This window comes from Neisseria sp. P0022.S010, from assembly GCF_051956635.1.
Map to the genome: position 1 here is coordinate 1 of NZ_JBQCXF010000135.1, position 7388 is coordinate 7388.

A 7388-nucleotide genomic window follows, 5' to 3' on the forward strand; every position below is an offset into this window, starting at 1 on the left:
ATGCCGACAAACTCAGCCTCGACGACATCCTGCAATACTATTTCCGCGTCGTTGACCCGACCAGCCTCAACAAACAAGGCAACGACACCGGCACGCAATACCGCAGCGGCGTGTACTACACCGACCCTGCCGAAAAAGCCGTCATCGCCGCCGCCCTCAAGCGCGAGCAGCAAAAATACCAACAGCCCCTCGTCGTCGAAAACGAGCCGCTGCAAAACTTCTACGACGCCGAGGAATACCATCAGGACTATCTTATTAAAAACCCCAACGGCTATTGCCACATCGACATCCGCAAAGCCGACGAACCGCTGCCGAATAAAGCCAAAGCCACCCCGAAAGGCAAAGGCTTCGACGCGGCAACGTATAAAAAACCCAGCGCTGCCGAACTCAAACGCTTTCTGACCGAAGAGCAATATCAAGTTACCCAAAACAGCGCGACCGAATACGCCTTCAGTCATGAATACGACCACTTGTTCAAACCCGGCATTTATGTAGACGTCGTCAGCGGCGAACCCCTGTTTTCTTCCGCCGACAAATTTGATTCCGGCTGCGGCTGGCCGAGCTTCACCCGCCCGATTAACGCCGCCGCTGTTACCGAACACGACGATTTCAGCTACAACATGCGCCGCACCGAAGTGCGCAGCCACGCCGCTGACTCACACTTGGGACACGTCTTCGCCGACGGTCCGAAAGACAAAGGCGGCCTGCGCTATTGCATCAATGGCGCAAGTTTGAAATTCATTCCTTTGGAAGAAATGGACGCAGCCGGCTACGGCGCATTGAAAGACAAAGTGAAATAACGGATTGAATCGAAAAAGGCCGTCTGAAAAAGAATTCAGACGGCCTTTTTGATTTATCGGATGTAGAGGGTTGGTTTCTTATTTATCAAAAAATCTCAATAACTAAGAAAGTATGCCCTACAAAAGCCTTTTAAATTCGTTTTGCCAGCTCTTCGGCTTTACCCACATACAACGCAGGGGTCAGCTCAAGCAATTTGGCTTTGGCTCCTGTCGGAATTTCCAACGACTCGATAAAGAGTTTCAATACTTCAGGCGTAATGCCGTCTTTACCGCGTGTCAGGTCTTTCAGCTTCTCGTAAGGATTGGCTACGCCGTAACGACGCATTACGGTTTGAATCGGCTCGGCCAATAGCTCCCAAGTAGCGTCCAAATCAGCAGCAAGTGCGGCAGGATTCGGCTCAAGCTTGTTCAGACCACGCAGATGGGCGGCAAAGCCCAATACGGTATAGCCCACGCCTACGCCCATATTACGCAATACGGTGCTGTCGGTCAGGTCGCGCTGCCAACGGGAAATCGGCAGTTTTTCAGACAAAAAGCCCAATACGGCATTGGCCATACCGAGGTTGCCTTCGGAGTTTTCAAAGTCGATCGGATTGACTTTGTGCGGCATGGTGGAAGAACCGACTTCGCCTGCTTTGACTTTTTGTTTGAAGTAACCCAAAGAAATATAGCCCCAAACATCGCGGTTGAAGTCGATCAGAATCGTGTTGACACGACTGATGGCTTGGAAGAATTCTGCCATATAGTCGTGTGGCTCGATTTGAATGGTGTAAGGGTTGAAGGTCAGGCCGAGGCTGATTTCGACAAAGTTGCGGCAATGGGTTTCCCAATCCACATCGGGATAAGCGACCATATGGGCATTGTAGTTGCCGACTGCGCCATTAATTTTGCCGAGGAACTCTTGCGCTTGCAGGTTTTTAAACTGGCGTTGCAGGCGGTACACGACATTGGCGATTTCTTTACCCAATGTGCTTGGTGTAGCAGGCTGGCCATGCGTGCGGCTCATCATAGGGACGGCAGCCAACTCATGCGCCATGCCGGTCAGTTTTTCGATGATTTCGGCCAGTTTCGGCAGCAAAACAGTCTCACGCGCTTCTTGCAGCATCAAAGCGTGGGACAGGTTGTTGATGTCTTCGCTGGTGCAGGCAAAGTGGATGAACTCGCTGGCAGCAGCCACTTCAGGCACGCCGGAGAAGCGTTCTTTAAGCCAATATTCGATGGCTTTGACGTCGTGATTGGTGGTCGCCTCAATGGCTTTGACGGCGGCGGCATCTTCAAGTGAGAAGTTTTCGATTACCTTGTCGATTTCGGCAAGCGTAAAATCGCTGAAAGCAGGAACTTCTGCAATCTTAGGCTCGGCGGCAAGGGCTTTGAGCCAGTTTAATTCAACTTTGACACGCGCACGCATCAGGCCGTATTCGGAGAAAATCGGACGCAATGCTTCAACGGATTTGGCGTAGCGGCCATCTAATGGGGAAAGTGCAGCGATAGGGTTAATCATGTCGGATCTTCCTATGGGATGAAAACCAAATTGTTTGCAATTATACATGATTTTACACTTCAAGGCCGTCTGAAAAGCAGGTTTCGGACGGCCTTTTCAGCGTATTTTTCATAAAATTCTTTTCAGAGGTTCAACTTTGCAAATTCGATTTACGATATATGCCATCTTCACGGATAATATCGGCTGACTTTCTGTAAATAATGAGGTTTTATGAATATCAAACGTTTTTCCCTAGCTGCAACCGTATTTACGGCTTTGATGTTGAGTGCCTGTGAAACAACCACCACATCGAGCGGCGGTGGCAGCTGGACCAACATCGGCACCATCTCTGAAGGCAATATCAAAGTGGCCATTGATAAAAGCAGCATTAAAAGAAATGGCGCACTGGTTACTTTCCGCGATAAAAAAACCGTTTCCAAACTGAAAGAGGAACGTTTCGTCAACACGCCTGCCTATAAAACGGCCATCGGCAGCTGGGAAATTCATTGCTCAAACAAAACCTATCGCTTGGCAGCGCTGCAACTGATGGATGAACACGGCCGGGTGATTTCCAACCAAAGCTATACGCCGACCAGCATCCGCCCAATGAGCGTCATGAGCGGCACGATTACTGAAAAACAATACGAAACAGTGTGCGGACATAAGCTGTAATCCACATTTATTCACAAAGTTATCCACAGTTTAAATATTTAAAAGGCTGTCTGAATGCTTTGAATATCAAGTTTCAAACGGCCTTTTTATGTTTTTATGGAAATTTATCTTCAAATTTATCCACAAAATTTGTTTATTCAAGAATAATTTATTATAGCGATTCTTTTACGCTCAAAATTTGCTTCATTCTTTCACAAAATACTGATTTATCCTCTAGACTGCTATGCATCAAACTGGATCTGCACTAAATGCTTTTCACACAGGTATTCCAATCTTTTGGAAAAAATTTGCTTCTCCAAATAAATACCTTTCCTTTGATAATACAACCCTTCTTTAACGCAGCCTTGCTCCTGTTTCTCCGTCAATAATCTGACTAGGCGTTTTCTGCTTACCTATCAATCCGCCTACAACCCATACTTTCCTGCCAAACTGTCTTCTGACTTCCCTTTCCGTTTTGCACGCCCGTTTGCCTGCACGATTGCATGAAGTAGAGACTAAAGGCATTTCCAAAACCTGACACAAACGCCTTGCGCCTACGTGTGCCGGAACCCTAACAGCCAATTTACTGCGTCCTTTTCCTCGCAACGAAGGCAATACTTTTTTGCCGGCCGGCAATAAAAAAGTTTTCGGAGCCGGCCATGCTTCATGCAGCATGGTTTGGATATTTTCAGACGGCCTTTGCAGCAAAGGTTGCAACTGTTCCAAGCTATGGCCAATGACAATCATACCTTTGTGTTGCGGTCGTTTTTTCAGATGAATCAGTTGATTGAGTGCTTTAGGCAAAATAGGGACACAGCCCAAGCCATAGCAAGACTCGGTAGGATAGGCGACCAAACCGCCTTTTTTAAGATGCGCCTGCAACCTGCGTTGGGCTGCAGCCGATAAAATTCTGGGGAACATCATCATATACCAAGGCCGTCTGAAACTGCGATTGTCGGACAATCTGTGTTCAGACGGCCTATTTCTATTCATTATTAACGGTTGATGGCTTTATCGGCAATGTCTTTACGGTATTGCATACCGTCAAAACGGATGGTTTCCAATGCCTTATAAGCCTTACTCTTAGCTTGTGCAACATCATCACCCAAACCGACGACACACAACACACGGCCGCCGTTGGTTACCACTTCGCCTTTTTCATTCGTTGCGGTACCGGCATGGAAAACTTTACCGATTTGATTGGCCTTATCCAAACCGGAGATCACATCGCCTTTTTTCGGAGAGTCAGGATAGTTTTGTGCGGCCAACACCACGCCTACGGCAGTCTGCGGATTCCATTCGGCGGTAACACTATCCAGTTTGCCGTCGATTGCCGCTTCAACCAAATCCACCAAATCGCTATCCAAACGGCTCATAATCGGCTGGGTTTCAGGGTCGCCGAAACGGCAGTTAAATTCGATGGTATAAGGCGCACCGTTTTTATCAATCATCAATCCCGCATATAAAAAGCCGGTAAATTCATGACCTTCTGCTTTCATACCGGCCACAGTCGGCAAAATAATTTCATTCATCGCGCGCTCGTACACATCAGGCGTTACCACCGGAGCAGGGCTGTATGCACCCATACCGCCGGTATTAGGACCTTTGTCATCATCCAACAGGCGTTTATGGTCTTGACTGGTTGCCATCGGCAACACATGATTGCCGTCCACCATAACGATAAAGCTTGCTTCCTCGCCTTGCAAGAAATCTTCAATCACGACGCGCGCGCCTGCATTACCCATTTTGTTGCCCAACAACATATCATCAATAGCGGCATGGGCTTCATCCAAAGTCATGGCGACAATCACGCCCTTACCGGCAGCCAAACCATCCGCTTTAATAACAATCGGCGCACCTTTTCGGTTGACGTAATCATGTGCCGCATCGACATTTTCAAAGGTTTGGTATTGCGCGGTTGGAATGTTATATTTTGCCATAAACGCTTTAGCAAAATCCTTTGAGCTCTCCAACTGGGCCGCGTATTGAGTCGGGCCAAAAATCTTCAATCCGGCAGCACGGAAGTCATTGACCACACCTGCAGCCAAAGGCGCTTCAGGGCCGACTACAGTAAAAGCAATATTTTCATTACGGCAAAAATCAATCAAATCTTGATGCGCCGTTAATGCGATATTCTGAAGTTTAGGTTCAATTGCCGTTCCGGCATTACCAGGTGCAACAAAGACAGTTTCTACTTTAGACGACTGCGCCAATTTCCAAGCCAGTGCGTGTTCACGTCCACCATTACCAATAACGAGCAATTTCATACCATTTCCTTGAAGAATAGATGTTGTAAATAAGATTCAATCGATGAAATATTGTTCCATCTTGCATAGCTGTTTCAAATTAAGAATAATATTGCGCCAAGACAACCATACTCTAATTTCAAACAACGAAAGGAAAATCATGCAAAAGCGTATTGACGAAATTCAAAGCAAATACCGCGAATGGTGCGAATTACTGCCACAACTGGAGGCAGATATCGCCCGCTGGAAACATGCTGCAAGCCTCATGCAGGACATGGATGAATTCTATACCAACGAATACCAAGCGTGTCATCAAGCCATTGAAGAAGGTGCAGATGTTGATTTGCGCACACAGGGCGAATATAGCATTATGAGCGAAGATGCCCTATGGAACGCACTGGGAGAATTTCATCAACTGGCTTGGGAACACTTGCGCTCAAGCGTAAATGCTTTAGACAGATACCAAGGCTAAAACATCAAAGGCCGTCTGAAACTTTTGATTGATCAAATATGTTCAGACGACCTTTTATTCAAACGGCTTCTCAGTATTTACTTCAATTTGGCGCGTATTTTTCCAGGCGGCAATACAGACTTCATAATCGGCCAACGCTATTTTTACTGTCAACTTACAATCTAGCTGCAAATCCTGTTCCACAATATCGGCCTGATATTGTTTGGCAACCCGTATCACCTCATTCAAAACAGGATATTCACATTTCAACCAAACCGTTTTTTCAACATTCTTTTCAACAACTTCAGCTATCGCCAGTGCCTGAGCCGTTGATTCCTTATAGGCATGAATCAAACCGGGAACGCCCAATAGCGTACCGCCAAAATAACGCACAACCACAACCAATACATCCGTTACACCGACAGAATCAATCTGCCCCAAAATAGGGCGGCCAGCACTCCCGGACGGTTCTCCATCATCATTTGCGCGAAACTGCATTCCATCCACACCCAATCGGTAGGCGTAACACCAATGTCGTGCTTTGTGGTGCTCTTCCTTTAATGGGTCGAGATATTTCTTCACATCAGCCAACGTGCGGATCGGATAGGCATATGCGATGAAGCGGCTGCCTTTATCTTTAAATTCAGCCTGTGTCGGTTTGGTAATGGTTTTATAGGTCGTGATCATGCCGAAATATTTTCAGACGGCCTTTGTTGTAAAAGGCCGTCTGAACGTTTCACGTGAAACATTAGTTTTTCAGTGCTTCAGTCAGTTGAGGCACAACTTCAAACAAATCACCAACCAAGCCGTAGTCTGCCACATTGAAAATAGGCGCATCAGCATCTTTGTTGATGGCAACAATTACTTTACTGTCTTGCATACCGGCAACGTGTTGGATAGCACCGGAAATACCGATAGCGAAGTACAGTTGCGGCGCAACCACTTTACCGGTTTGACCCACTTGGGCATCGTTTGGCGCATACTCGGCATCCACTGCCGCACGGGACGCACCAATCGCCGCACCCAAAACATCTGCCAAAGGAGTCAACACTTCATTAAATTTTTCAGCACTGCCCAATGCACGGCCACCAGAAACAATCACTTTTGCCTGAGTCAATTCAGGGCGGTCAGACTGAGAAAGTTGACGGTTTACGAAACGGCTCAGGTTTTGAGCAGGTGTTGCCTCAACATTGACCACTTCTGCATTACCACCTTGTCTGGCAGCATCAAATGCTGTTGCACGGAAAGTCAGCACCAGTTTTTCAGAATTGGATTGAACGGTTTCAAATGCATTACCGGCATAAATCGGACGGACAAATGTCGAGTTATCCACAACTTCGGTTAAATCCGAAACTTGTGGTACATCCAATAGGGCTGCTACTCGGGGCAGAAGATTTTTACAAAACGCAGTTGCAGTCGCAGCCACATAGTGGTAATCCGCAGCCAGTTTAACAACCAAAGGCGCCAATTCTTCTGCCAAACCTTCAGCATAATAGGGCGCATCGGCTACCAAAACTTTCGCTACGCCTGCAATCTGTTTTGCCTCTTCAACCACCGCAGCAGCATTACTACCGGCGACCAATAAATCTACATTCCCTAATTTGGCGGCAGCCGTTACCGCATGCAAAGTGGCAGGATTCAAATGTTGGTTATTATGTTCCGCAATAATCAATACGCTCATTTCATACTCCTTAGATCACTTTGGCTTCGTTTTTCAGCTTTTCAACCAACTCGGCAACATCAGCCACTTTCACACCGGC

8 protein-coding genes are annotated in these 7388 nt (G+C 47.0%); 3 read left to right on the forward strand and 5 right to left on the reverse strand.

From position 1 onward, the window contains the following. Positions 1 to 800: bifunctional peptide-methionine (S)-S-oxide reductase MsrA/peptide-methionine (R)-S-oxide reductase MsrB (gene msrAB, locus ACTHUT_RS11680; RefSeq protein WP_440418814.1), on the forward strand; the 800-nt coding region annotated here is incomplete at its 5' end. Between the two features lie 130 nt (positions 801 to 930). On the opposite strand, the gene purB is transcribed toward msrAB, so the two are convergent. Beyond that, positions 931 to 2301 carry an adenylosuccinate lyase gene (gene purB / locus ACTHUT_RS11685; protein WP_440385872.1) on the reverse strand — a complete coding sequence of 457 codons (1371 nt, stop codon included), beginning with the start codon at positions 2299 to 2301 and terminating at the stop codon, positions 931 to 933. A 210-nt stretch (positions 2302 to 2511) separates the two neighbouring features. On the opposite strand from purB, the gene ACTHUT_RS11690 reads away from it, so the two are divergent. Continuing rightward, positions 2512 to 2952 carry a surface-adhesin E family protein gene (locus ACTHUT_RS11690; RefSeq protein WP_070837264.1) on the forward strand — a complete coding sequence of 147 codons (441 nt, stop codon included), beginning with the start codon at positions 2512 to 2514 and terminating at the stop codon, positions 2950 to 2952. Positions 2953 to 3285: 333 nt separating this feature from the next. On the opposite strand, the gene ACTHUT_RS11695 is transcribed toward ACTHUT_RS11690, so the two are convergent. Both ACTHUT_RS11695 and purD read right to left on the reverse strand, forming a co-directional pair. Further along, a complete protein-coding gene (locus tag ACTHUT_RS11695; RefSeq protein ID WP_440386147.1) occupies positions 3286 to 3855 on the reverse strand; it encodes an L-threonylcarbamoyladenylate synthase in 570 nt (189 codons plus the stop codon). Positions 3856 to 3926: 71 nt separating this feature from the next. Continuing rightward, entirely contained in the window at positions 3927 to 5198 is a 1272-nt protein-coding gene (gene purD, locus ACTHUT_RS11700) for a phosphoribosylamine--glycine ligase (RefSeq protein WP_440385871.1), read from the reverse strand. Between the two features lie 139 nt (positions 5199 to 5337). On the opposite strand from purD, the gene ACTHUT_RS11705 reads away from it, so the two are divergent. After that, positions 5338 to 5649 (forward strand): DUF4298 domain-containing protein, encoded by a 312-nt coding sequence (locus ACTHUT_RS11705; protein WP_049349195.1) that lies wholly within the window; start codon positions 5338 to 5340, stop codon positions 5647 to 5649. Positions 5650 to 5703: 54 nt separating this feature from the next. On the opposite strand, the gene ACTHUT_RS11710 is transcribed toward ACTHUT_RS11705, so the two are convergent. Continuing rightward, positions 5704 to 6315, reverse strand: a complete 612-nt coding sequence (locus ACTHUT_RS11710; RefSeq protein WP_440385870.1) for an IMPACT family protein — start codon at positions 6313 to 6315, stop codon at positions 5704 to 5706. A 61-nt stretch (positions 6316 to 6376) separates the two neighbouring features. Then, a complete protein-coding gene (locus ACTHUT_RS11715) occupies positions 6377 to 7309 on the reverse strand; it encodes an electron transfer flavoprotein subunit alpha/FixB family protein (RefSeq protein WP_440385869.1) in 933 nt (310 codons plus the stop codon). Between the last annotated feature and the right edge of the window lie 79 nt (positions 7310 to 7388).